This window comes from Acetobacter oryzifermentans, from assembly GCF_001628715.1.
GTDB lineage: Bacteria > Pseudomonadota > Alphaproteobacteria > Acetobacterales > Acetobacteraceae > Acetobacter > Acetobacter oryzifermentans.
The window spans coordinates 1,296,796-1,319,413 of sequence record NZ_CP011120.1 but is presented as its reverse complement, the minus strand read 5'-3'; the positions used below and the strand labels follow the sequence as shown (position 1 = coordinate 1,319,413).

23 protein-coding genes are annotated in these 22,618 nt (G+C 53.6%); 7 read left to right on the top strand and 16 right to left on the bottom strand.

What is annotated here, in order from left to right:
* Nucleotide 1: 1 nt before the first annotated feature.
* The 12 genes from WG31_RS06375 to WG31_RS06320 form a co-directional block, all read right to left on the bottom strand.
* Entirely contained in the window at nucleotides 2-847 is an 846-nt protein-coding gene (locus WG31_RS06375) for a lipid-binding SYLF domain-containing protein (protein ID WP_063353983.1), read from the bottom strand.
* A 91-nt stretch (nucleotides 848-938) separates the two neighbouring features.
* Nucleotides 939-1,766: an inositol monophosphatase family protein gene (locus tag WG31_RS06370; protein ID WP_063353982.1), complete on the bottom strand. Its 828-nt coding sequence runs from the start codon at nucleotides 1,764-1,766 to the stop codon at nucleotides 939-941.
* Between the two features lie 93 nt (nucleotides 1,767-1,859).
* Nucleotides 1,860-2,783: a lysophospholipid acyltransferase family protein gene (locus WG31_RS06365; protein ID WP_063353981.1), complete on the bottom strand. Its 924-nt coding sequence runs from the start codon at nucleotides 2,781-2,783 to the stop codon at nucleotides 1,860-1,862.
* Nucleotides 2,780-3,775 carry a tetraacyldisaccharide 4'-kinase gene (gene lpxK, locus WG31_RS06360; RefSeq protein WP_063353980.1) on the bottom strand — a complete coding sequence of 332 codons (996 nt, stop codon included), beginning with the start codon at nucleotides 3,773-3,775 and terminating at the stop codon, nucleotides 2,780-2,782. The genes WG31_RS06365 and lpxK overlap by 4 nt, the downstream gene beginning before the upstream one ends.
* Entirely contained in the window at nucleotides 3,769-5,793 is a 2,025-nt protein-coding gene (locus WG31_RS06355; protein WP_209439375.1) for a glycosyltransferase N-terminal domain-containing protein, read from the bottom strand. Before WG31_RS06355 ends, lpxK begins: the two co-directional genes overlap by 7 nt.
* Before the next feature lie 15 nt (nucleotides 5,794-5,808).
* Entirely contained in the window at nucleotides 5,809-6,297 is a 489-nt protein-coding gene (locus WG31_RS06350; protein ID WP_063354898.1) for a DUF934 domain-containing protein, read from the bottom strand.
* Entirely contained in the window at nucleotides 6,284-7,975 is a 1,692-nt protein-coding gene (locus WG31_RS06345) for a nitrite/sulfite reductase (protein ID WP_006115237.1), read from the bottom strand. The genes WG31_RS06350 and WG31_RS06345 overlap by 14 nt, the downstream gene beginning before the upstream one ends.
* Before the next feature lie 33 nt (nucleotides 7,976-8,008).
* Entirely contained in the window at nucleotides 8,009-8,350 is a 342-nt protein-coding gene (locus tag WG31_RS06340) for a DUF2849 domain-containing protein (protein WP_006115236.1), read from the bottom strand.
* A 193-nt stretch (nucleotides 8,351-8,543) separates the two neighbouring features.
* Nucleotides 8,544-10,424, bottom strand: coding sequence for an adenylyl-sulfate kinase (gene cysC / locus WG31_RS06335; protein WP_063353978.1), 1,881 nt, complete (start codon nucleotides 10,422-10,424; stop codon nucleotides 8,544-8,546).
* A gap of 28 nt (nucleotides 10,425-10,452) precedes the next feature.
* Nucleotides 10,453-11,247, bottom strand: coding sequence for a sulfate adenylyltransferase subunit CysD (gene cysD, locus WG31_RS06330; RefSeq protein ID WP_003628792.1), 795 nt, complete (start codon nucleotides 11,245-11,247; stop codon nucleotides 10,453-10,455).
* Between the two features lie 64 nt (nucleotides 11,248-11,311).
* Complete coding sequence (locus WG31_RS06325; protein ID WP_082823145.1) at nucleotides 11,312-12,076, bottom strand: phosphoadenylyl-sulfate reductase; 765 nt, start codon at nucleotides 12,074-12,076, stop codon at nucleotides 11,312-11,314.
* A gap of 322 nt (nucleotides 12,077-12,398) precedes the next feature.
* Nucleotides 12,399-12,674, bottom strand: a complete 276-nt coding sequence (locus WG31_RS06320; protein WP_081461399.1) for a putative hemolysin — start codon at nucleotides 12,672-12,674, stop codon at nucleotides 12,399-12,401.
* 169 nt (nucleotides 12,675-12,843) lie between these two features.
* On the opposite strand from WG31_RS06320, the gene bioB reads away from it, so the two are divergent.
* From bioB to WG31_RS06300, 4 genes are read left to right on the top strand one after another with little or no spacing between them, the layout of a single operon-like run.
* The gene (gene bioB, locus WG31_RS06315) at nucleotides 12,844-13,854 is read left to right on the top strand and encodes a biotin synthase BioB (protein ID WP_035351428.1); all 1,011 of its coding nucleotides are present in this window, start codon (nucleotides 12,844-12,846) and stop codon (nucleotides 13,852-13,854) included.
* A 3-nt stretch (nucleotides 13,855-13,857) separates the two neighbouring features.
* Nucleotides 13,858-14,508, top strand: coding sequence for a 7-carboxy-7-deazaguanine synthase (queE, locus tag WG31_RS06310; RefSeq protein WP_063353976.1), 651 nt, complete (start codon nucleotides 13,858-13,860; stop codon nucleotides 14,506-14,508).
* A gap of 2 nt (nucleotides 14,509-14,510) precedes the next feature.
* Nucleotides 14,511-15,251: a 7-cyano-7-deazaguanine synthase QueC gene (gene queC, locus WG31_RS06305; protein ID WP_063353975.1), complete on the top strand. Its 741-nt coding sequence runs from the start codon at nucleotides 14,511-14,513 to the stop codon at nucleotides 15,249-15,251.
* Nucleotides 15,244-15,792, top strand: coding sequence for a 6-pyruvoyl trahydropterin synthase family protein (locus WG31_RS06300; protein ID WP_063353974.1), 549 nt, complete (start codon nucleotides 15,244-15,246; stop codon nucleotides 15,790-15,792). The genes queC and WG31_RS06300 overlap by 8 nt, the downstream gene beginning before the upstream one ends.
* Nucleotides 15,793-15,840: 48 nt before the next feature.
* On the opposite strand, the gene WG31_RS06295 is transcribed toward WG31_RS06300, so the two are convergent.
* Nucleotides 15,841-17,340 (bottom strand): malate:quinone oxidoreductase, encoded by a 1,500-nt coding sequence (locus WG31_RS06295; RefSeq protein ID WP_063354896.1) that lies wholly within the window; start codon nucleotides 17,338-17,340, stop codon nucleotides 15,841-15,843.
* A 287-nt stretch (nucleotides 17,341-17,627) separates the two neighbouring features.
* On the opposite strand from WG31_RS06295, the gene WG31_RS06290 reads away from it, so the two are divergent.
* Complete coding sequence (locus WG31_RS06290) at nucleotides 17,628-18,062, top strand: OsmC family protein (RefSeq protein ID WP_063353973.1); 435 nt, start codon at nucleotides 17,628-17,630, stop codon at nucleotides 18,060-18,062.
* A gap of 16 nt (nucleotides 18,063-18,078) precedes the next feature.
* Here WG31_RS06290 and aroC read toward each other — a convergent pair whose 3' ends face one another.
* Both aroC and fabI read right to left on the bottom strand, forming a co-directional pair.
* Entirely contained in the window at nucleotides 18,079-19,149 is a 1,071-nt protein-coding gene (aroC, locus tag WG31_RS06285; RefSeq protein ID WP_063353972.1) for a chorismate synthase, read from the bottom strand.
* Between the two features lie 9 nt (nucleotides 19,150-19,158).
* Nucleotides 19,159-19,998 (bottom strand): enoyl-ACP reductase FabI, encoded by an 840-nt coding sequence (gene fabI / locus WG31_RS06280; RefSeq protein WP_063353971.1) that lies wholly within the window; start codon nucleotides 19,996-19,998, stop codon nucleotides 19,159-19,161.
* A gap of 187 nt (nucleotides 19,999-20,185) precedes the next feature.
* Here fabI and pdxH point away from each other — a divergent pair, with 187 nt between their 5' ends.
* Together pdxH and WG31_RS06270 are read left to right on the top strand one after the other, a co-directional pair.
* Nucleotides 20,186-20,824: a pyridoxamine 5'-phosphate oxidase gene (gene pdxH / locus WG31_RS06275; RefSeq protein WP_035351439.1), complete on the top strand. Its 639-nt coding sequence runs from the start codon at nucleotides 20,186-20,188 to the stop codon at nucleotides 20,822-20,824.
* A 53-nt stretch (nucleotides 20,825-20,877) separates the two neighbouring features.
* On the top strand, nucleotides 20,878-21,756 hold the full coding sequence (locus WG31_RS06270) for a universal stress protein (protein ID WP_063353970.1): 879 nt from the start codon (nucleotides 20,878-20,880) through the stop codon (nucleotides 21,754-21,756).
* A gap of 59 nt (nucleotides 21,757-21,815) precedes the next feature.
* Here the strand turns inward: WG31_RS06270 and WG31_RS06265 are convergent, their stop codons facing one another.
* On the bottom strand, nucleotides 21,816-22,610 hold the full coding sequence (locus WG31_RS06265) for an MBL fold metallo-hydrolase (protein ID WP_063353969.1): 795 nt from the start codon (nucleotides 22,608-22,610) through the stop codon (nucleotides 21,816-21,818).
* Nucleotides 22,611-22,618: the final 8 nt, after the last annotated feature.

The following is a 22,618-nucleotide window of genomic DNA, read 5'->3' as shown; positions in this document are numbered from 1 at the left end:
CTTATCTAGACGGGCTCAGGCTTTCCTGCTTGATGCCACCGCCACCAGATGCCCCAACGGTATCTGCGGCAAGAGCATCTGCATCGCTCTGAGAAACCGTGTTGCTGTTAGAGACACGTGAGGATGTAGAAGATGCACTTACGTTTTTTGCCATGGCTGCATAACGCATCAGCACACTCCTCAGGGGGTCTGCATCCGGGTTATTCACACGCATGCTCACCACAATATCTTCCGGCCCAACACTCTGCTTGTAGTATTCACGGTTAGCATCACTGTTCACTGTCAGCTTGCTGCCTCCCAGAGAAGCACCGGCAAATACACCCTGAGATTTCTGGGCAATCAGAATATCCGTGTTGCGTGCACCCGCATTCCCTTTAGCAACTGCCGTGCTCATGCTGGCAAAAGAAGCTCCAGCATTGGAAGAAAACTGGAACTGGCTATCCAGCAGAGCCTGCAAGCCGCGATCTGTCATGACAAAGAAAACGATCTCGGAACTCTGCACCCCAAATTGCAAACCGAATGATGCGGTGCTGAGGGTGTAAAATGCCGGATCAGACCACGAGCCGCGCGCATCACGCGCCAGCAGCAGGCAGCCACCATGTGCGCCGCCAAATGCAATAGACATGCGGAACATATCTGGGCACACCATGACAGCACGCGCTTTAGCCAGATTGGTTACCATCGGACTTCGGCTGGTTGCGCCTACAAAAACATCCTGCACGCTCAGGGCTGCCTTATCAACCAGTGCCTGCGGCTTATCAGCCGCCTGAGCCGGCGCTGCAACACACAGAGAAAACGCTGCAGCCAAAGCCAAAGAAGCAGAAGAAAGATGAGTAACCAGACGCATGCCGGAATTCTCCACAATAAGCCGGTAAATATGATCTGCTAGAAAGCACGCTTTTGTGGCCGCAGAAAGGCCCTGCGTGCATGTTTTTCATTTATGCCAGCGGAATGGACACGGCCTCGGAAAAAGCCTGCGCAATATGCGGGTTTGCTGCCATAATTGTAGCTGGCCCTGTCAGCCCGCCTTCCTGCAGAAAAGGTGAAACTCGTGCGCCAGCTTCTGCCAGCAAGGGCAGGGCGGCAGCCACATCCCACAGGTTAATAACGATTTCAATATAGCCATCCAGCCGCCCGCTTGCCACGTCAGCCAGCGCCAGCGCACCACATCCGCCAGAACGCGGCATGGTGCCCATTGCCATAATGGCATCCATTTTTTCCATAAACACAGGTTTGGGCACTCTGTTGCTCCAGCCCATTTCAATCATGGAACTGGCAGGATCCTTCACCGGAGAAGCCTGAATGCGCTTGCCATTCAAAAACGCGCCATATCCACGCAGGGCAGTATAAACTTCGCCCAAAGCGGGGGCATCAATCACACCCGCAACGGGTTCATCTCCATCCAGCAAGCCAAGAGAAATACACCACCGACAGCGACCGCGTGCATAGTTGGATGTGCCATCAATAGGGTCCACCACCCAGCGCAGGCTGCCTGTGCGTGCCACGCCGCCTTCTTCCCCCTGGAAGCCATCATCGGGGAAAAGCGCTTTCATGCGGTTGGCAATAAAGGCTTCTACTGCACCGTCTGTTTCTGTCAGCCAGTCCTGTGCAGATTTTTGCGATGCCTGCGGCCCACCCGGTGGCGGACGCATAGCCATGGCCATCTGTGCGGCATCATGCACCACAGCCCGCGCGGCTTCCAAACGTGTGGCAAGGGCAGGGCTGGGTGAAGACATATTGCTGTAACTCCTGATAAAATAAGGCATTAAAGGCTGAACACATCATACGCCTTTACAGGCAGCAAGACGAGCGCGCAGGCCTGCATTCGGCCTATGCCTTGCATGCACATGCCCAAAAAACTAGGCTTTGCGCTTATAAAGATCCTTGGGCCAACGCCGGTGTAACCACAGCCAGCTTTCTGGCTTGCGCCTTATCCATGTTTCAAGGCGATCATTAATCATCTGCGCTAATATGTGCAGATCCTGCTTGCGGTCTCCCGTATCTGGCAGGTCCAACGGTGGCTCAACCACAATACGCAACCGGGCTGGGCCAAGGCGCTCTACATAGCCGGGAATAACAGGGCAGCGATAACGTAGCGCCATAGCGGCAAGGGCAGGGGCTGTCATTGCGGGGTGGCCGAAGAATGAGACCTCAATGCCATCATTCATTTTCTGGTCAACCAGCATACCCAGCCTGCCACCCTTGGAGACGTAGGAAAGCGCCTCCCGCGCGCCTTTGGCACCTTTGGCAAATAGCGGCACAGGCGTGTTGCCCATGGCTTTATCACGCAACCGGCGGATCATGCCATCTATTAGCGGGTTGCCCGCTGCGCGGTAAAAAGAGGCAAAAGGTGTGCCATGCCGTGCAACACCGGGGGGCAGCATTTCCCAATTTCCGATATGGCCAGACACAAACAGAACAGATCCACCTTTGCGGGCCTGTTCTTCCAGATATTCTGCACCCTTAACCTCAAAACCGGGGCCAGAGCGCGTGTTTTCCTTCAAGGCTGCTATATGAGGCAGCTCTCCAACCGTGCGGCCGAGATTTTCCCACACACCATGCACAATCTGGCGCCGCTGTTGTGGGTTTAGCTCTGGCATAGCCAGTTCCAGATTGCGATATGCCACCCCAGAAACCGGCAGTTTAGGGCCAATAAAACGGCAGACACGCCCGGCAACATTGGAAGCAGCAGAAGGGCCAAGCCATGTAAGAAACTTTAGCAGACCGCTTGCAAGAAGAGCTTCTGCCTGCATCAAAGTGGCTGTAAGGGCTTTGCTGCTCATCCTGCTGATCCATTCAAAAACTGGTTCAGCAAGTCCTCAGGCGCGGCTGGGTTCTGCCACACCAGATCCACCCCTACGATAAGTACTTTCTGACGGAAATATTCAGGCAAACGCACGGCATCCTTGGGGGTTGTCACCAAACACGCCTGCAGAGAAACAGCCATATCTGCCAGACGCTTTAAATCTTTTTGTTTATAAAAATAATGATCAGGAAAGGCTACGGTCTGCGCTAATGTGATATTGCAGTTTTTAAGCCCTTCAAAAAATTTTTCTGGCCGCCCCAGCCCCGCAAAAGCTACGCAACGCTGCCCTTGTAACGCGCTGACATTATCGGACTGTTGAAGTTCTGCCTGCATAACATGTGGCGCCACGTGCCCGAACCGCGCCAGAAATCCTGTTTTATCTGGCTCGATCAAAACTGTGGCCTGTGCACGCGCAAAAGCCTGCGCTGGCTGCTCTCTTAACGGGCCGGCGGGCAATACGTAACCATTGCCCAAGCCTACGCCACCATCCACCACCAGCAAGGACAGATTTTTGTAGAGGGATGGATTTTGAAACCCATCATCCATCAACAAGCAATCTGCGCCATGAGCCACAGCCATACGGGCAGAAGCCGCACGATCTGCGCCAACCCATACAGGGCAAAGCTGTGCCAGCAGCAAGGGTTCATCCCCCACATCCTGCGCGGTGTGTTGTGCCGGGTTTACTTGTGTTGTTGTGCGTAGGCGTCCGCCATATCCTCGCGTGAGAATGTGGGGCTTTTTACCACGACGGAGCAGGCGGGCAGCTAAATCCAATACAACTGTGGTTTTGCCTGCGCCACCTACAGAAATATTTCCGCAGCACAGCACGGGCACCGGAGCAGTCCAGCCCTGCTGGTGCTGCTTGCGTGCCGTTATTGCCGCTACAATGCCCGCAAATGGAGATAACAGAAGCGGCCTTATTTTTGCAGAAGGCTGGCTCCAAAACGCGGGAGCGCGCAGCTTTACCATATTTGCGCTAGAATATGCTTGGCCAGACGTTCCGGCAGATCTGCGTTGGCTGTCGCAATGTGCTGCACATTCTCACCCAGTTGTTGGCGCTTGAAAGGGTTTGCGAACATGTCCCGCGCCCATACCGCCAGCTCCTGCGCGTTGCTTACAATCGTAACGCCTGCCGCCATGTGCTGGAAGGCATCTGTAAAGTTCTGCACCAATGGGCCAGATGCAATGGCACACCCCAGCCGAGCGGGCTCGAACGGATTATGCCCACCGCCGCCGCCCAGCACGCCGGGCAGGCTGTTGCCAATAAACACACAGGGCGCCAAACGGAAAAATAGCCCTAACTCACCCAACGTATCACACACCCAAAGCAGATCATCTTCTGTCGGAATCTGGCCAGCCCCACGGCGTGGCACATACCCCAGCATTACGCTTAAGTCTGCCCCACGCTCTGGGTGGCGTGGAATAACCAGCACCAACACATCCGGGTAATCACGCCGGATAAGCTTGGCTGCCTGCGCAATCTGCTGCTCTTCACCTGGATGCGTGGAAACCGCAGCCAAAATTCTGCGTCCTGCCAAACATTCTTTCAGACGTGCCAGTTCGGCTTTATCTACTGGCAAGGGCGGGGCGGCTGTTTTTAGGTCTCCCGTTTCAAGCAGCTTGGTGGCACCCAGTTGCTGCAGCCGCTGTGCATCTTCATCAGAGCGGGCAGAAACCCACGCAAAACGCTCCAACATGCGCCGTGCCACTCCCCCCATACGCTGCCATCCTTTAAAGGAAGATGCAGACATGCGGCCATTAACCAGCATGACAGGAACATTACGCGTATGGCATAGCCCCAGCATGTTGGGCCACAATTCGCTTTCTGTAAAAACAGCGGCTTTTGGCTGCCAGTAATCTAAAAAGCGTCTGCCCCAACGCGGCACATCCAAGGGCATAAACTGGTGTACAACGCGCGGATTTACAACGCGCTGTGCCAATAAACGTGCAGCCGTTACCGTGCCTGTTGTGACCAATACCTGAAGATCAGCTTTTTGCGCCAAACACGCGGCAACAAGCGGCAGGATGGAAACGGTTTCTCCCACACTGGCGGCATGGAACCAAACCAGATTTCCGCTGCACCGAGGCAGTGAAGAAAAACCCATTTTTTCCCGTACACGGGCTGGAATTTCTTTTCCTTTGGTTTGCCGCCATCTCAGAAAAAAGGGCAAAGCGGGAGAAAGGACAGAGGCTGCCACCTGCCACACGCGCGAAGGCATAAGAGAAAGTGGGCTAAGGGCTACTTTTTCTTGCGAATAACCTGCGGGAGAAGACATGTTGGAAGGCTGTTGCGCTAGGTGCATCATATTATCCAGCGCGTGTTCCAACTGTTGGGTAAAAGTTTCGCTGCTGCTGTTTTCTTCCTGATTATGCCGCCGCATATCTATGGGTGGAGCACATGCCATAGTGCCATGACCAAAAGGCAGCGGAAAAATCATCCGATCCCATGTTTTCAGCCGTATGCCGGTGCATGTTGCGCCCACCAGCACAATGGGTTTACCCGCCAGCTTGGCAAGAGCCAGTGTACCTTGCTGTGCCTGCCTGCGTGGGCCACGCGGCCCATCCGGCGTGATGGCAACAAGGGTGGCATTGCGCAAGCTTGCACGCATCCGCCTAAGCGCCGCAGCACCACCTTTGTTTTTTCCTTTGGAATCTGATGATCCGGCAATGGACCAAATACGCCACGGAGCCACCACATCTGCAATCATGCGGCCATCACGGTTGCGGCTTATCAGCACACGCAGGCGGATATGAGGGTTCTGAGGCTCGGCCCACCACCATAAAGCTGGCGTAAGGGGCAGTATTTCGTGCCAGAAAGCTACGACTGCTGTTTGCCCATTCTGGCTGGTTAACAGCGGCCACGCCTGTTCGTTTACCCGAAACGTCCAGCGCGTGGTTTTAAGTGCAAATCCCAAGTACTGGCGTAAACTCCATACGCCAGCCTTGCGGGCCAATATTTTACAGTCTGTTTTCAGGGTGCGCAGCATAATCACGCAGCCTGATTAGGAGAGAAATCTCCTGAACGCAAAACCTTCCGGCTTTTCGGTCAACACAGAAGGCTGATAGGCGATGGTAAAGCGATGATGTGCTTTTTCCCACACATCAAGTTTGCTGCCTTCAGGAATAACCACCTGATCAACCCCGCAACGCAGCAAAAACTCGTATTGATCAGGCAGGAAATGCCCAGTTACACGGATTTTGCCAGCATAGTGCAGGTGTTCACGCAGGGTACGTGCCTGCGTAAATGCCCGACCATCCCGGAAAATGGGGAATGTGAGGCACACAACATCAAGCCGGGGCAGGGCAGTTTTAAGGTTTTCCACCTGCTCATCCTGTTTGAGCAAAACGCCCAAACGTCCATTGCCATTACGGCCCAGCCCTTCAGCCAAACGCGCCAACGGCACTAGCACATCACCTTCCGGCAAAGGCTGAGCATCCTGTGCAATCAGCCATGTGTCTTCAATAATCTGGCCGTTTTCAAACAGGGGCATAAGCTGCATCCTTGAAGGGGGCTGTGCCAAGGCGGCGGCACGTATCAATAAACCGTTCTCCGGCATCACGCTGGGCCAGATATGTATCTATGATGCGCGCCACAGCATCAACCGTTTCATCTTCAGAAAGTGCAGACCCCAGAATCTGCCCAACCGAGGCATCTTCCATCGCGCTGCCGCCCAGAGTGATCTGGAACGCTTCCTCACCCCGTTTATCAACACCCAGAATACCAATATGGCCTGCATGATGATGCCCACAAGCATTGATGCAGCCAGAGATATTCAGCCGTAGGCTACCAATTTCCTGCTGGAGTGTGGCATCGCCAAAGCGTTCGCTCAGCTTTTGTGCAATGGGAATGGAACGGGCATTAGCCAACGCGCAATAATCCAGACCGGGGCAGGCAATAATATCTGTCACCATCTCGATATTGGCCGTGCCTAGCCCATTTGCTTTAAGAATCTGCCACAGCTCATGCAGCGCATCCTGCCGCACATGCCCCAACACCACGTTTTGCAAATGCGTAATGCGCAGTTCGCCAAAGCTGTATTTATCTGCCAGATCAGCAAGCAGATCCATCTGGGCGGATGTAACATCCCCCGGAATACCGCCAACCGGCTTGCAGGATATAGTAACGCATGCATAGCCCGGTTGTTTGTGGGCATGCGTGTTGGTGCGTACCCATGTATCAAATGCCGCATCTGCTTTTTGTTGAGCAGCCAGCGCATCAGCCGCGCCGTTTTCTGACTGAAACTCCGGCGTGCCAAAGCGAGCCTGAATGGCTGCAACAATTTCTGGTGGCAGGCGATAGCGCGCCCGATCCATAGCTGCAAATTCTGCGTTCACCTTAGCCAGAAAAGCTTCTGCGCCCAAAGCCTGCACCAGTATTTTAATACGGGCTTTGTACATGTTATCGCGCCGCCCGTATTCATTATAAACACGCAGCACGGCTTCCAGATAGGCAATCAGATCTTCTTCTGGCAGGTCATCTCGTAGCTTTACACCCACAATAGGGGTACGGCCCAAGCCACCACCAACATACACCTCAAACACGGCACGGCCATTTTCACCCTTGCGGGCCAGCAGGCCGATATCATGAAAGCGCGCGGCAACACGATCTTGCTTGCTGCCGGAAATGGCAATCTTGAACTTACGTGGCAGAAACGTAAATTCCGGGTGCAGGGTGGACCACTGGCGCAGGATTTCAGCATGCACGCGCGGATCCAGAACCTCATCCGCCGCAGCACCAGCAAACTGGTCTGATGTAACGTTACGAATGCAGTTACCACTTGTTTGAATGGCGTGCATTTCTGCATCGGCCAGCACGTTCAGAATATCTGGCGTATCTTCCAGCTTGATCCAGTTGAACTGGATATTCTGCCGCGTTGTAAAGTGCCCGTAATCCCGGTCATACGTTCTGGCGATATGTGCCAAAGCGCGCATCTGGGAAGAACTGAGCGTGCCATACGGAATGGCCACACGCAGCATATAAGCATGCAACTGAAGGTACAGACCGTTCATCAACCGCAGGGGTTTGAACTCTTCTTCGGTCAGCTCACCAGCGATACGGCGCTGAACCTGATCCCGAAACTGCTCAACACGCTGCTTAAGAAACGTACGATCAACATCATCATACGCGTAACGGCCAACCGAAAGGGCAGGCTGGGTGGAATAAGACATGGCTTTAACTGTGTCCGTCTTGCTCTGCTGGTATCAGGCGCTGGCGTGTTGCGCAGCCTGCCATGCAGGTGTGAACTCGGCATGAACGCTTGGCCCAAGGGCACGAATACGCTCCCGCGTGGTTATGGGCAGCAGGCCAGACGATGTTTGCGCAACCTGCACACCATACACCCCAACCACTTCATCCGCAGCCGCTTTTGCGTTCTGGCGGGCCAGAATCTGTTCCATTTCCGCATTGGGGAAAGGGTGCGCATGCTGGATAAAAAGCTGCCATTCGCCTTGCGCATCCAACCACACAATGCGCCCATCAAGCAGACGGTTGGCTGTTACAACGCTCAGCCCTTGTTCATCCCGCCGATTATTTCTCCGATCCAACGCTTAATCCCTTTCTGCCCCCGTGTGCAGGTTGAGAATTACACAACAGATGCGAGAATATCAATATACCACGAATTAATAACGTATCTTGAAGCATCCCCGGCACCTCAAAATACACATATGCTTTTAACAACCACCCGCAAGGGGAAATAAGGCGGGTATTTTACACCCGCCTTATCAAGCCAGAGCGCAATCAGGACTGCGCACGCGCACCCGCTTTGTGACGCACGGCGTCTTCCACAAAAGTCACCAGCGTTTTTGTGGCAGCCTCTACACTATCCTTACCTGTTATCAGGTGCAGGGCAGGCTTGGCAGGGGCTTCATACGGGGCATCAATGCCCGTAAAGCCACTGATTTTTCCTGCACGTGCTGCGGCATACAGCCCCTTGGGGTCACGCTGTTCACAGGTGCCCAGATCAGCATCTACAAACACTTCCTCAAACCCATCGCCAATAATCTGGCGGGCCAGATCACGATCGGAACGCAGAGGAGAGATCAAGGCCACGATAACAACCTGACCGGCATCACGCAGCAGGCGAGCCACTTCCGCAGCACGGCGTACGTTTTCGGTTCGGTCTGCTTCAGAGAAGCCCAAATCCTTGCACAGACCAGCGCGCAGTGTATCACCATCCAGCACTGTTACATCCACACCATCTGCAAACAGACGGGTTTCTGCCGCACGGGCCAGCGTGCTTTTGCCAGAGCCAGACAGACCAGTCAGCCAGAACACAGAGCCTTTATGGCCTTTAGCGCGTTCACGATCCTGCACGGTAACGGTGCTGGCGCTTGGATGAATAACCTTTTCACCATCTGCAATATTGGCCGGGCCAATAATGGGTGCCCCCCCCACAATACGCTGCTGGCGGTCAACCAACACACCACGGCCATCCGTTGTGCCTGGTGTGAAGGGGTCAAACTGAATGTTTTCTGCCGCAGACAACACAATTTCCGCAAAGCCTTCGGGCGGAACTTCCGTGCCGGGGTGTTCTGTCAGATCATCCAGATCCACCACTTTATCAATGGCGGTAACGGTAACGGCATGTTCTGCCGTAGCCAGACGCAGGCGGAAATGCTCACCCACACGTAGCGGCTCCTGACGCAACCAGAACAGACGCACCCGCACGCGGGAAGCTTCCATTGGACGTGCATCCGCATGATGCAGCAGATCCCCACGATCAGGAATCACGTCTGGTTCCAGCGTGACTGCGATGGACTGCCCAGCAGAAGCAGAAACATGCGGCGCTGTATGCCAGCTTTCAATCGATGCAATGCGGGCAGGGGTTTTCTGTGTGCCGATAATAACGGTATCGCCCACGCGCACCCGGCCACGCTCAACACGGCCTGCCACATAACGGGTGTTATCAAAACGGTACACGTCCTGCACGGGCAGACGAAGCGCCAGCTCGGAGCGGGAAGCGGGAGAGGGCACGCTGGCCAGAGCTTCTGTTAGCGTGGGGCCTTTATACCACGGAGAGCGCTCTGAGCGGCTGGCAATGTTATCACCATCACGCGCAGAAGCCGGAACGAACAGGGCCGCTTCCAGCCCCAACTTGTTCAGCAGTTCCGTTACGGATTTTTCGACTGCCTCAACCTTAGCCTGATCGAAATCAAGCAGATCCACTTTATTCAGCAGCACAATAACGTGGCGAATACCGATAAGGTGCAGCAGCATGGCGTGGCGGCGTGTCTGTTCACGCGCACCTTCCTGTGCATCCACCACCAGTACTGCGGCTTCTGCATCGGCAGCACCTGTAATCATGTTGCGTAGGAACTGGCGGTGTCCTGGCGCATCCACAATCACAAATTCGCGCTGCCCCAAGCGGAACGGAATACGGGTGGAATCAACAGTTACGCCCTGATCGCGTTCAATCTGAAGGGAGTCCAGCAGGAAGCTCCACTCAATCTTCAGGCCGCGCTTTTTGGACGATTCAATAATCTGGGCAACCTTGCCATCCTGAAGGCTGTCCGTATCGTGCAGCAAGCGCCCGATAAGGGTGGATTTGCCGTGGTCAACATGCCCCACAATCACGATTGGCGTGGCGGCATCCTGAGATGAATAAATTTTTTCGCTCATGATATTTTATTTCCAGTCCACGCCGTAATCAGAGGTAACCCGCCACACGCAGGCGTTCAAAAGCATCTTCGGATTCATGATCCATTGCGCGGCCTGCGCGTTCAGATGTTTTGGTTGTTTCCAGCTCTTCAATCACTTCCGCCAAGGTGGAAGCATTGCTTTCTACCGGGAAAGTGATGTCTGAATCACCCAAGGAACGATAGCGTTTGCCATTTTTGGAGAAATACAGATCAACCAGCGGAATGCCTTCACGCTCAATATAACGCCAGATATCAATTTCACGCCAAGCCAGCAGCGGATGCACACGAATATGCATGCCTTCTTCGTGTGGGGTTGCGTACTGGTCCCAAAATTCGGGTGGCTGATTGCGGATATCCCACTTATGGCTGGCACCACGGGGGCTGAAAACACGTTCCTTGGCGCGCGTTCCCTGCTCATCACGGCGGATACCGGCAATAACACCCTGTAGCTTATGCTTTTCAATCATAGCGGCAAGGCCTGCTGTTTTACGCGCAGCAGAACGGGCGGCAGGCGGAAGGGAGGGATCCATATCCTCTACCGGCGGGCACTCACCCAACAGCAGATTGAGATCCCACTTTTTAGCGTATTCATCCCGAAATTTGTACATTTCCGGGAACTTCTTTCCGGTATCAACATGCATGACAGGGAAGGGAACCCGGCCCAGAAACGCCTTTTTGGCCAGCCAGACCATAACATTGGAATCTTTACCCAAAGACCACAGCATGGCCAGAGGTTTGAGCTTTCTGTAGGCTTCTCTCAGAATAAAAACGCTCTGAGCTTCGAGTTGATCAAGATGATCCATGTTTCCGTTTCCGTAACCCTGTGTATGACACAATGTGGCTGAGGGTAAAATCAGCCAGAACCCGTTAGTGTTTAATGTGGATACCGCATTCGGTTTTGTTCAACCCGGCCCAACGCCCGGCCCGCGCATCCTGATCACCATTGACTGGTTGCGTGCATGGGGCGCAGCCGATGGAAAGATAGCCTTCCGCCACCAACGGGTGAGAAGGCAGCCCCCGGCGCTGCATTTCCTGCGTGATGTCTTCCGCACTCCAAAATGCAAGAGGGTTCAGCCGCAGTTGCCCATCTTCTCGTAATTCCACAATTTCCAGCGTAGATCTTGTAGCAGCCTGCCCACGTTTACGCCCAGTAACCAGAGCCTCATAGGGCAGAGAAGCCACTTTTAAGGGCTCTACCTTACGCAAGGCGCAGCAGGCATCGGGATCAAACGCCCACAATTCTCCCGTAGGGTCTCGATTTTCCACCTGCTGGGGCTGTGGCGCAATGTCCTGAACGTTGGAAAGATGCAGAAAATCCGCCAAATTCCGCCGATATTCAAGGGTTTGTGGAAAGTGTTTCCCGGTATTCAGAAACAGCACTTTCATGGCCGGATCAGCCTCTGCCACCATTGCCAGAAGCAATGCAGATTCCGCCCCAAAAGAGGAGAGGACAGCCAACCGATCACCCAAAAGCTCACTTGCCTTGCGCAGCAGAAGAATGGGGTTCTCCTGCATGGGCACAAGCTGCTTTGCTATGGTTACTGTATCATCAGAAAGAGCGGTCACTACACACAAACCCGTATGACAGAAAATGTAATTAACGACGTGATACAGATATAATAAGGAACTCACAACCCAAAGTTCAACGCTGCAAGGGTCGCATTCCTCAATTAACCATCATAATGAATAGTTATATACACGATCCCTCATGCATTCATGTTTTATAGTCAATTTCGTTGGCATAATATATCTTATACAATTTATGGCCGTTTGAAAAATATCCCGATCCATCAATCACATCAGCGCCACGTCCTTTCGCATGCTCATTCTGGCGCCCTAAAATCCTAAAATCGATCCACCCTACCGCCTAAAACGCTCAAAATGCCCGATGCAAAGCCCCCTCACGGGTTAAAACGCCCTGCATCAGGCCAAAATTCATGTTCGATCGATCACATTACTTTTTGGGCATCGGATTATCCCTACGGAACAGTTCCCATTCTTCCATCACGCTGCCGTCTGGCAGATGGCAGTAGCTGATCTGCCCCTTGTCTGTGCTTTCGGTGCTCAGCGTGCCACCTTTTTTAATACAATAGACTGCGGCCGGATTAGGCATCCGCAACGGCCGCACAGCACGGTTGGCATTTTCTTCATGTTGATCATGGCAGCCCCCCAGAATACCGGTGATTGCTACAGCAAGGATCGCGCCGGAAACGCCTTTTTTTGCAGACATTTTGTTCTCCTTCATTCCAGCTGCATCGTGACAAGCTGAATTATAAACATTTAGTATGGCGTATAGCCCTGAATATGTCTTTAACAAGCAACGTGAAAACTGGCCTTGCGTCGATAAAAAGGCTATAAATCACTTTCCTTCTCTATAAATCTGGTTCGGTTTGCATTCCATGCCTGATGGTTCTTCCCCGCTTGCTCACTCTTCTGTCTCATCCTCTTCGGAAGTCCGCCATGATTGGACGGTCGCAGAAGTTCAGGCCTTGCTTGACCTGCCATTTCCTGAACTGATGTTCAGGGCGCAAACGCTGCATCGTGCTACGTTTGACCCCACGGAAATCCAGATTTCCACGCTGCTTTCCATTAAAACCGGCGGCTGCCCGGAAGATTGCGCCTACTGCCCCCAAAGCGCCAAGCATGAACAAGGCGTAAAGGCAGATAAGTTGATGGCCGTGGAAGCCGTATTAACCGAGGCAAAAAAAGCCAAGGCCGCTGGTGCCAGCCGTTTTTGCATGGGGGCTGCGTGGCGCTCTCCCAAGGAGCGCGATCTGGATACCGTGTGCGCCATGATTGAAGGCGTAAAGCAGCTTGGCATGGAAACCTGCGTAACACTAGGTATGCTGGATAACACACAAGCCCACAAACTGCATGATGCCGGGCTGGATTACTACAACCATAATCTGGATACTTCGCCGGAATATTATGGAGAAATCATCAGCACCCGCACCTATCAGGAACGGCTGGATACACTTTCTAACGTGCGAGACGCAGGCATTAATGTGTGCTGTGGCGGCATTGTGGGCTTGGGTGAAAATGAAACAGACCGTGCGGGCCTGATTACAGCACTTGCCACCCTGCCCGCACACCCTGAAAGCGTGCCGATCAATCTGTTGGTCAAAGTGGAAGGCACGCCGCTGGCCAAAGCGGATGAAGTGGAACCGCTTGATTTTGTGCGCATGATTGCCGCCGCCCGCATTACCATGCCCAAAAGCCGTGTACGCTTGGCCGCTGGCCGCGAAAACATGAGTGATGAAACACAAGCTCTCTGCTTTTTGGCCGGTGCCAACTCTATTTTCTATGGTGAACGTTTGTTGACCACCCCTAACCCACAAGCCACGCGTGACAGAGCTTTGCTGGATAAGCTTGGCATGCACACAACAGGCATTGGCCTGCCTTCTGCATAATTCATGACGTATTCGGTTAAAGAAATTTTCCTTACCCTTCAGGGTGAAGGCGGACAAGCGGGCCGCGCGGCGGTTTTCTGCCGCTTTACGGGCTGCAACCTATGGTCTGGGCGAGAGAAAGATCGGGCTACAGCCACCTGTCAGTTTTGCGATACCGATTTTATCGGCACGGATGGCATAAACGGCGGCAAGTTTGAAAACGCAGCAGATCTGGCGGCAACCATTGCCAGTTTTTGGCCACAGCCCACGCAGGATGTAAAAGCAACTGGCCAAAAACTAGTTGTTTTTACGGGGGGTGAACCCCTGCTCCAGCTTGATACCGCCCTGATAAATGCTATGCACGCCCAGGGCTTTACCATTGCGGTGGAAAGCAATGGCACAATAGCCGCCCCTAAAGGCATAGACTGGTTGTGCATTAGCCCAAAAGCTGGGGCTGAACTGGTGCAAAAAGCAGGAACCGAGCTAAAACTCGTATTCCCTCAGCCGGGCATTGACCCAGCCTCTGTGGAAAATCTTGATTTCCAACATTTCTGGCTTCAGCCTATGGATGGCCCGCAGCAGGCAGCCAACACGCAGGCTGCTATTGAATACTGTCTGGAACACCCTTTATGGGGGCTTTCGCTCCAGACCCACAAGCTTATCGGAATACCTTAATCATGCCTCTTCCCGCCCGTGATAAACAGGAATCAGCCCTCGTTCTTTTCTCTGGTGGCCAAGATTCCGCAACCTGTCTGGCATGGGCGCTGGAACGCTATGGGCGCGTAGAAACGCTGGGTTTTGATTACGGCCAACGCCATGCGGTTGAACTGGAATGCCGTGCCAGTATTCGCCAAGGGCTTGCCAATCAGAATCCCACATGGGCAAGCCGCTTGGGGGATGACCACACCCTGCCCTTGCACGCACTGGGCGAGGTTTCCGAAACGTCCTTAACGCGAGATGCTGAAATCAGCATGGCGGAAAATGGCCTGCCCAATACGTTTGTACCAGGCCGGAACCTTATTTTTCTAACTTTTGCGGCTGCTTTAGCTGCACGGCGCGGCATTAAGCACATTGTTACAGGTGTGTGCGAAACAGATTACTCGGGATACCCGGATTGCCGGGATGATACCATCAAGGCTCTACAGGTTGCGCTCAACCTTGGTATGGAATCCCGCTATGTTCTGCACACACCTTTGATGTGGCTAGATAAGGCCGAAACATGGGAACTGGCAGAAGAACTTGGCGGACATCCGCTTGTTGAGCTTATTAATAAAGAAAGCCACACCTGTTATTTAGGAGAACGCGGCACATTGCATGCATGGGGGCATGGATGCGGCACCTGCCCTGCTTGTCAGTTGCGTAAATCTGGGTGGGATGACTACGTAGCCCATAAAAAAGGCACACAGACTCATGCCTGATCTTGTTTTTACCCGCCGTTTTTCTATGGGGCATCGGCTCATTCATGGCGCGAGCGAAAGCTGCGCCCTGCCCCACGGCCATAATGAGTTTGTGACTGTACGCTTAAAACCCACATCTTTTGCGCCTCTGGATGGCAAAAGCAATATGCCGGTATCCTTCCAGAAAGCCAAAAGCACGTGGCATCGCTTTGTGGATGAAAAGCTGGATCATGCCTTGCAGCTTGCAGAAGATGATCCACTGCTGGCGTGGTTTCAAACCAACGAGCCCGCCCGTGCGGCCCGCATTGTCATGACACCGGGAGACCCCACCACAGAATTAATGGTTTGCCTACTTATGGCCAAGATAAACGCCTTTCTGGCAGCAGAAGGCGGCGTTTTGTGGTGTTCTGAACTGAGTATTCAGGAAACACCCACAAATACGGTCTCTTTTTCTGGCAATCCGGCGGAGTTTATCCCTACCCCACGCCCGCCAGAAAATTGTTGGTGGAACCGGGCGGATATGAGCATATCCGACACCGATAGCCCTGTTACCTTTATCTGATAAAACGCAACAAGAGCCTGCCTTATAACAAGCAGGCTCTCTGCGATATCAGGCTTCCTTCAGCCCCAGAACGCTGGTGGTTTTATCAAATAGCTGTGCACACAGTGCCGGATTATCCGCCAGTTTCTGGCCGTAAGATGGGATAATCTGCTTCAGCTTATCTTCCCACTCTGGCAGCTTACTGGCAAAGCACTTCTTCAACACTGTCAGCATGATTGGGGCTGCGGTAGAAGCCCCCGGAGAAGCCCCCAGAAGTGCGGCCACAGATCCATCTGCGCTGGAAATAACTTCCGTACCAAATTGCAGAACACCACCTTTTTTGGCGTCTTTCTTGATAATCTGCACACGCTGGCCCGCCACAACCAGTTCCCAATCCTTGGCTTGGGCATCGGGAATAAAGTCACGCAGCGCCTTTATCCGATCATTGTGAGACTGCATAACCTGTTCGATCAGATACTTGGTGAGCGGCCAGTTATCACGAGCGACCGCCAGCATGGCGCTGATATTGCCCGCCCGGATGGAACGCGGCAGATCCATCAGAGAACCATTTTTCAGGAACCGGGTGGAAAAGCCCGCATATGGGCCAAACAGCAGTGCTGGTGTGCCATCTATCATGCGTGTATCCAAATGCGGAACAGACATGGGCGGCGCGCCAACAGAAGCCTTGCCGTAAATTTTGGCATGGTGCTGGGCAATAATATCCGGGTTGGTACAGCGCAGGAACTGGCCACTTACCGGAAAACCGCCAACACCGCGAGATTCTGGAATACCCGTTTTCTGCAACAGCGGCAGGGCTCCGCCACCCCCGCCAATAAAGACAAACCGCGCCTTAACCTCACGCTCGGTATTCAGGCGCGTGTCTTGCACCTTGATAACCCAGCGGCCATCTGAATCCCGGCGAATATCATGTACATCATGCTTTGTATGCAGTGTGCAAGCCGGGGTGCTCACCAGATAGGTAAACAGTAAGCGCGTTAATGCACCAAAGTTTACATCCGTGCCACGCAGGCTGCGGGTAACGGCCAAATTCTGCCCTGCGGGGCGATTACGCATAATGAGTGGCGCCCACTGCGCAATCTGCGCCTGATCCTGCGTAAACTCCATGCCGGAAAACAGCGGATGCGCACTCAGCGCCTTGTAACGCGCTTGCAGGAAGGACACGTTTTTATCCCCCCATACAAAGCTCATATGTGGCACGGGGGTTAGGAAATCTCGCGCAGAAGCCAGAATGTTCTGCTCAACCAGATATGTCCAAAACTGGCGAGAAACCTGAAACTGCTCGTTTACGTTAATGGCTTTGCTAATATCAACGCTGCCATCGGCCTGCTGTGGTGTGTAGTTTAGCTCACACAAGGCGGAATGGCCTGTGCCAGCATTATTCCATGCGTTGGAGCTTTCTTCCGCCACGCTATCCATGCGTTCAAAAATACTGATGCTCCAGTCCGGCTGAAGCTGCCGCAGCAGGGTTCCTAGCGTGGCGCTCATGACGCCCCCACCGATCAGGACGACATCAACAGAAGAAGCGGTATCGGTCGTGGTGGAACTCATCGTGGTCTCCGCATTGTCAGCCGTATTTGCCTTTTGCACCTTACATGCTGGCAGGGCTGGATCCATACCTGCACATGCTCCCAACTTCTTTTGCATGCAAGAAAGAAGTATGCGCGCGCGGCAGGCCTTTAACTGAAAAGCATTATAGGCACATCGTTGCGCTCTCGCCTGCTCATCTCTGCGAGAGCATGGCAGCTTTTCCTGAACCATTCCCCCAGAAAGGCGTTTGGGCTGCTAACCGTTAGAATGGTTTTCTAGCATGCACACATAAATGGAAGGGTTTTTACATGAGCATAATCAAATACGGCACAGCCCATTGGGAAGGCGCTATTAAGGAAGGCAAAGGCACAATTTCTACCGAAAGTGGCGCCTTAAAAGATCAACCTTACGGCTTTAATACCCGGTTTGAAGGCAAACCCGGCTCCAACCCAGAAGAGCTTTTGGGCGCTGCCCATGCGGCCTGCTTTTCCATGGCTCTTTCGCTTATTTTGGGTGAAGCAGGGCTTACCGCCTCTGCCATTGATACACGGGCAGATGTCAGCTTGAACAAAAAGGATGGCGGGTTTGAAATAGATACAGTTAACCTCACCCTTAAGGCGCGTATTCCGGGTGCCACGGCTGATCAGTTTGAAAAACTGGCCACAAAAGCTAAGGAAGGTTGCCCGGTTTCCAAACTGTTCAAAGGGGCCTCCATTACCTTGGAAGCCACTTTGCTGGACTAAAGGTGAGGTAGGCGTTTTAGCCCATCTGTGCCCGATGGCGCATCAGATGGTCTGCCAACACGCAGGCCATCATGGCCTCACCCACAGGCACGGCACGAATACCCACGCATGGATCATGCCGCCCTTTGGTGATTACTTCCGTTTCCTTGCCATCGGTGGTGATGGAAGGAACAGGCGTGAGCATGGAACTGGTGGGCTTAACAGCAAAACGCGCCACAATAGGCTGACCGCTGGAAATGCCACCCAAAATGCCGCCTGCATGGTTAGCACCAAAAGTCAGCTTGCCATCTCGGATATATAATGGGTCTGCATTTTCCTGCCCGGTGAGGGATGCCGAAGCAAATCCATCGCCAATTTCTACACCTTTTACGGCGTTGATGCTCATAAGAGCAGCAGCCAGATCTGAATCCAGCTTGCCATAAACAGGGGCCCCCAAACCGGCAGGCACGCCTTCGGCTACAACTTCAATTACGGCACCAATAGAAGAACCCGCCTTACGAATGCCCGCAAGATATTCTTCCCATTCCGCCACCACACCGGCATCGGGGCAGAAAAAAGGGTTACGGTTTACCTCTTCCCAATCCCACCGCGTGCGGTCGATATCATGTGGGCCAAGCTGCACCAAAGCCGCGCGAATACGCACGCCTTTGCCCAGAATCTTACGCGCCACCGCACCAGCCGCCACACGGCAAGCCGTTTCACGCGCAGAGGAACGCCCGCCCCCACGATAATCACGAATGCCGTATTTAAGATCATACGTCAGATCAGCATGGCCGGGGCGATATGTGCGGGCAATATCACCATAATCGCGCGAGCGCTGATCTGTATTTTCGATCATCAAAGAGATAGGCGTGCCTGTTGTCTGCCCTTCGAACACGCCAGACAGAATACGCACCTGATCCGGCTCTTTACGCTGTGTGGTAAAGGCGGATTGCCCCGGCTTGCGCTTATCCAAAAACGGCTGAATATCCGCTTCTGTTAACGCCAGACGTGGCGGGCACCCATCTACAACACAGCCAATGGCTGGGCCGTGGCTTTCACCCCATGTGGTCACACGAAAAAGCTGTCCGAAGGTATTGTAAGACACGGTGCGCCCTCAGTCCCCAGCTACAGAAATATCAGGGGCAGTTGGGTTTTTCATGCCCACAACATGGTAACCACAATCCACATGGTGCACTTCACCCGTTACGCCGGTTGAAAGATCAGACACCATATACAGGCCAGCGCCACCCACTTCTTCCAACGCCACATTGCGTTCCAGCGGAGAGTTGTACTGGTTCCACTTCAGAATGTAGCGGAAATCCCCAATGCCATTGGCAGCAAGGGTTTTGATCGGGCCAGCAGAAATGGCGTTCACACGGATACCATCACGCCCCAGATCTGTTGCCATATAACGCACCGAGGCTTCCAGCGCAGCTTTTGCAACACCCATAACATTATAATGCGGCATGACACGTTCTGCCCCCAGATAACTCAGGGTAAGCAAAGAACCGCCATTTTTCATCAGCTTGGAGGCGCGCTGCGCAACCGCCGTAAAGGAATAGCAGGAAATATCCAGCGCCTTCAAAAACGCTTCACGCGGGGTATCAACATACCGCCCACGCAGGAACTGCTTGTCTGCCCAGCCAATGGCGTGCACCACAAAGTCCAGTTCACCCCATTCTTTTTCAATGGTGGCAAAAGTAGCATCAATGGCGGCGTCATCTGTCACATCGCAGGGCAGAACCAGGCTGGAGCCTACGCTTTCTGCCAGAGGCTGCACGCGCTTGCCCAGAGCTTCGCCCTGATACGTAAATGCAAGCTCCCCACCCTGTGCCGCAACGGCGGAGGCAATGCCCCATGCAATGGAACGATCATTAGCGACACCCATTACCAGACCCTTCTTGCCCTTCATAAGCGTTCCCTGAGCAGGCAATGTGGCGTTGGGAGAAGACATGCGTGACCTCAACCTATTTCTGTTGTTCAAATATCCGAATGTTAGCTGGTTGGTCGCATACACACGCTATTGAAACAAGAGCAAAGCGACACGCATGCTTCAAACCCGGTGAACGTAGGAGTATGATAACAGGCACAAAGCTGCAATGCCGTAGCTTTACGTAAACGAACACGAATTGAGTCCGAGCATGACGGAAACCTCACCTTCTCCCGCGGCCCTCCCATTAGACAGTCAGCCTTTGATTGATCTGACAGCCAACCCGTTTACGCTGTTTGAGACATGGATGAAGGAGGCGGAAAAGACAGAGGTGAACGACCCCAACGCCATGGTGCTGGCCACCGCCACGCGAGATGGCAGACCATCGGCCCGCATTGTGCTGTTAAAAGGGGCAGACCATCGGGGGTTTGTTTTTTATACCAACATGCACAGCCGCAAAGGGCGTGAGCTGGAAGAAAACCCGCACGTCGCCCTGCTGTTCCATTGGAAAAGCCAGCGCCGCCAGATTCGGATTGAAGGGGCTGTTACCCCTGTAACACCGGAAGAAGCCGATGCATATTTTGCGAGTCGGAGCCGTGTTTCCCGCCTTGGCGCCGTGGCCTCGGATCAATCCCGCCCGCTGGCAAACCGTGCCATCTTTGAAGAACGCCTCAAGCAGGTGGAAGAAACATACCCGCAAGACCCAATCCCTCGTCCGGCCAACTGGTCTGGCTATCGAGTAAACCCAGAATATTTTGAGTTCTGGCAGGAACGGCGCTTCCGCTTGCATGATCGCGCTGTATGGGCACGCAATGGAAACGATTGGGATGTCACGCGTTTATATCCGTAAGCGCACAGCCACTTGAAACACATTATTTTAAAAGACAGCGGAGAAAAATAAGAATGAAAGACGTTCGTAAAATTCTGCTGCCGCTTCCCAGCACCTCTAATGCTGAAGCCGCACTTATCCGAGGCTACAACTTTGCCCGCCGCTTTGGCGCGCATCTGGCTGTACTGCACATTCGCCCAGATGGGCGGGAAATGGCGCCATTGGCTGGTGAAGGCCTTTCCGGCGCTATGGTGGAAGATCTGATGCGCTCTGCCGAGCATGAAGGCGCACGCCATGCGCATGAAGTGCATGCTCTGTTTGAACGCTTTGTGGCCGCGCATCCAGATATTCAGGTTGTGCCCCCACGCGGCCCCTTCCCTATGGATGCGCCAACAATCAGCTTCAACATCATGCGTGGTGCGGAAAGTGAAATTGTGCCTGCACAGGCTCGCTTGTCTGACTTTACACTCGTGCCGCACCCGGATTCCGGTGATGCTGTCTCATCTTCCGAAACCCTGCATGCCGTTCTGTTTGATAGCGGACGCCCAGTGGTAATTGCCCCACGCACACCGCCCAAAGGGCTTATTAAACGCGTTTGCATTGCCTGGAATGGCACGGCAGAAGCCTCATCCGCGCTACGCGGTGCTTTGGCATGGGCGCTTACGGCAGAGGCTGTGCGTGTGCTGCATTGTGGAGATTATCAGCGCCGTGGCCCCACTGCGCGGGACGTAGTGGATTATCTAGCCATCCACGGCATTACGGCTGATTGTGTGGAATTCCCGCCCGTGGATCGCGATGTAGGCAAAGGGCTGGAAGCCGCGTGTAAGGACTTTGATGCAGACATGCTGGCAATGGGCGCTTACTCCCACTCCCGTCTGCGCCAGCTTATTCTGGGCGGTGTAACCCGTTATACGCTGGAACATGCAGACATTACGGTACTGATGAGCCGCTAAGACCCAAACACAAAACAGAGGGTTTTGCTTACACAGGCAAGCCCTCTGGTGCCTTTATTTCAGGGATCAGCCACTTCAAACACAGCGCCATCCCATGCGGGCTCTACACCTGCGGGAAGATGATCCTGCATCCACTGCCAATCCATATCCGGGCCCATATGGGTAAGTATCATGCGGCGTGGATTGAAAGCTTGCTGCCATTCCAACACCCGCTCCAACCAAGCATGTGCACTATGAGGCTGCCGTTGGAAGCAATCCACCATCCACGTATCCACCCCACGCAGAATGTCTAGAGATGCTTCGGGAAACTCCACAACATCCGTGCTGTAAACAAAACCGCCACAACGCACGCCTGTTGACCCAACACGCCCGTGTACCTGATTGAAAAAGGTAAACTCCGTGCCGCTTATGGTAATAGGTTGCCCCATTTCTACCGGGTGCGCCTGCACCACAGCACGGAAGAAGTTTGGGGGTGTCCACGGTTTGAACACATAATCAAACCGCCGCTGAATATCTTCTAGCGTTTCCGCTGCACCGTAAGCATGTAGCGGCTTTTGAATTACGCGATTAATGGCGCGCACTTCATCCAGCCCAGAAATATGGTCTGCATGGGCATGGGTAAAGATAATGGACTGAAAATCCTTAATGCCATTTACCAGAAGCTGGGCGCGCAAATCTGGCCCTGTATCCACCAACACGCCAGCACCGTTTTTTAACCGCAGTAAAATAGAAGAACGGGTGCGGGTATTCCGAGGCTCCTTCGGGTTACACGCGCCCCAGATTCCATGGCCATCGGCCCCGCCCACCATAGGCACACCGGCAGACCCACCACACCCCAGAACTGTAACTTTCATACCCGCTT

Excerpts from the sequence above, each read along its gene's own strand:
- cysD (WP_003628792.1), bottom strand. The coding sequence starts at position 11,247 with ATGGATCATCTTGATCAACTCGAAGCTCAGAGCGTTTTTATTCTGAGA.
- WG31_RS06270 (WP_063353970.1), top strand. The coding sequence starts at position 20,878 with ATGAAAGACGTTCGTAAAATTCTGCTGCCGCTTCCCAGCACCTCTAAT.
- WG31_RS06365 (WP_063353981.1), bottom strand. The coding sequence starts at position 2,783 with ATGAGCAGCAAAGCCCTTACAGCCACTTTGATGCAGGCAGAAGCTCTT.
- queC (WP_063353975.1), top strand. The coding sequence starts at position 14,511 with ATGCCTCTTCCCGCCCGTGATAAACAGGAATCAGCCCTCGTTCTTTTC.
- WG31_RS06375 (WP_063353983.1), bottom strand. The coding sequence starts at position 847 with ATGCGTCTGGTTACTCATCTTTCTTCTGCTTCTTTGGCTTTGGCTGCA.
- WG31_RS06265 (WP_063353969.1), bottom strand. The coding sequence starts at position 22,610 with ATGAAAGTTACAGTTCTGGGGTGTGGTGGGTCTGCCGGTGTGCCTATG.
- queE (WP_063353976.1), top strand. The coding sequence starts at position 13,858 with ATGACGTATTCGGTTAAAGAAATTTTCCTTACCCTTCAGGGTGAAGGC.
- WG31_RS06300 (WP_063353974.1), top strand. The coding sequence starts at position 15,244 with ATGCCTGATCTTGTTTTTACCCGCCGTTTTTCTATGGGGCATCGGCTC.
- fabI (WP_063353971.1), bottom strand. The coding sequence starts at position 19,998 with ATGTCTTCTCCCAACGCCACATTGCCTGCTCAGGGAACGCTTATGAAG.
- WG31_RS06370 (WP_063353982.1), bottom strand. The coding sequence starts at position 1,766 with ATGCCTTATTTTATCAGGAGTTACAGCAATATGTCTTCACCCAGCCCT.
- WG31_RS06290 (WP_063353973.1), top strand. The coding sequence starts at position 17,628 with ATGAGCATAATCAAATACGGCACAGCCCATTGGGAAGGCGCTATTAAG.
- WG31_RS06295 (WP_063354896.1), bottom strand. The coding sequence starts at position 17,340 with ATGAGTTCCACCACGACCGATACCGCTTCTTCTGTTGATGTCGTCCTG.
- WG31_RS06320 (WP_081461399.1), bottom strand. The coding sequence starts at position 12,674 with ATGTCTGCAAAAAAAGGCGTTTCCGGCGCGATCCTTGCTGTAGCAATC.
- lpxK (WP_063353980.1), bottom strand. The coding sequence starts at position 3,775 with ATGGTAAAGCTGCGCGCTCCCGCGTTTTGGAGCCAGCCTTCTGCAAAA.
- cysC (WP_063353978.1), bottom strand. The coding sequence starts at position 10,424 with ATGAGCGAAAAAATTTATTCATCTCAGGATGCCGCCACGCCAATCGTG.
- pdxH (WP_035351439.1), top strand. The coding sequence starts at position 20,186 with ATGACGGAAACCTCACCTTCTCCCGCGGCCCTCCCATTAGACAGTCAG.
- bioB (WP_035351428.1), top strand. The coding sequence starts at position 12,844 with ATGCCTGATGGTTCTTCCCCGCTTGCTCACTCTTCTGTCTCATCCTCT.
- WG31_RS06350 (WP_063354898.1), bottom strand. The coding sequence starts at position 6,297 with ATGCCCCTGTTTGAAAACGGCCAGATTATTGAAGACACATGGCTGATT.
- WG31_RS06345 (WP_006115237.1), bottom strand. The coding sequence starts at position 7,975 with ATGTCTTATTCCACCCAGCCTGCCCTTTCGGTTGGCCGTTACGCGTAT.
- WG31_RS06355 (WP_209439375.1), bottom strand. The coding sequence starts at position 5,793 with ATGCTGCGCACCCTGAAAACAGACTGTAAAATATTGGCCCGCAAGGCT.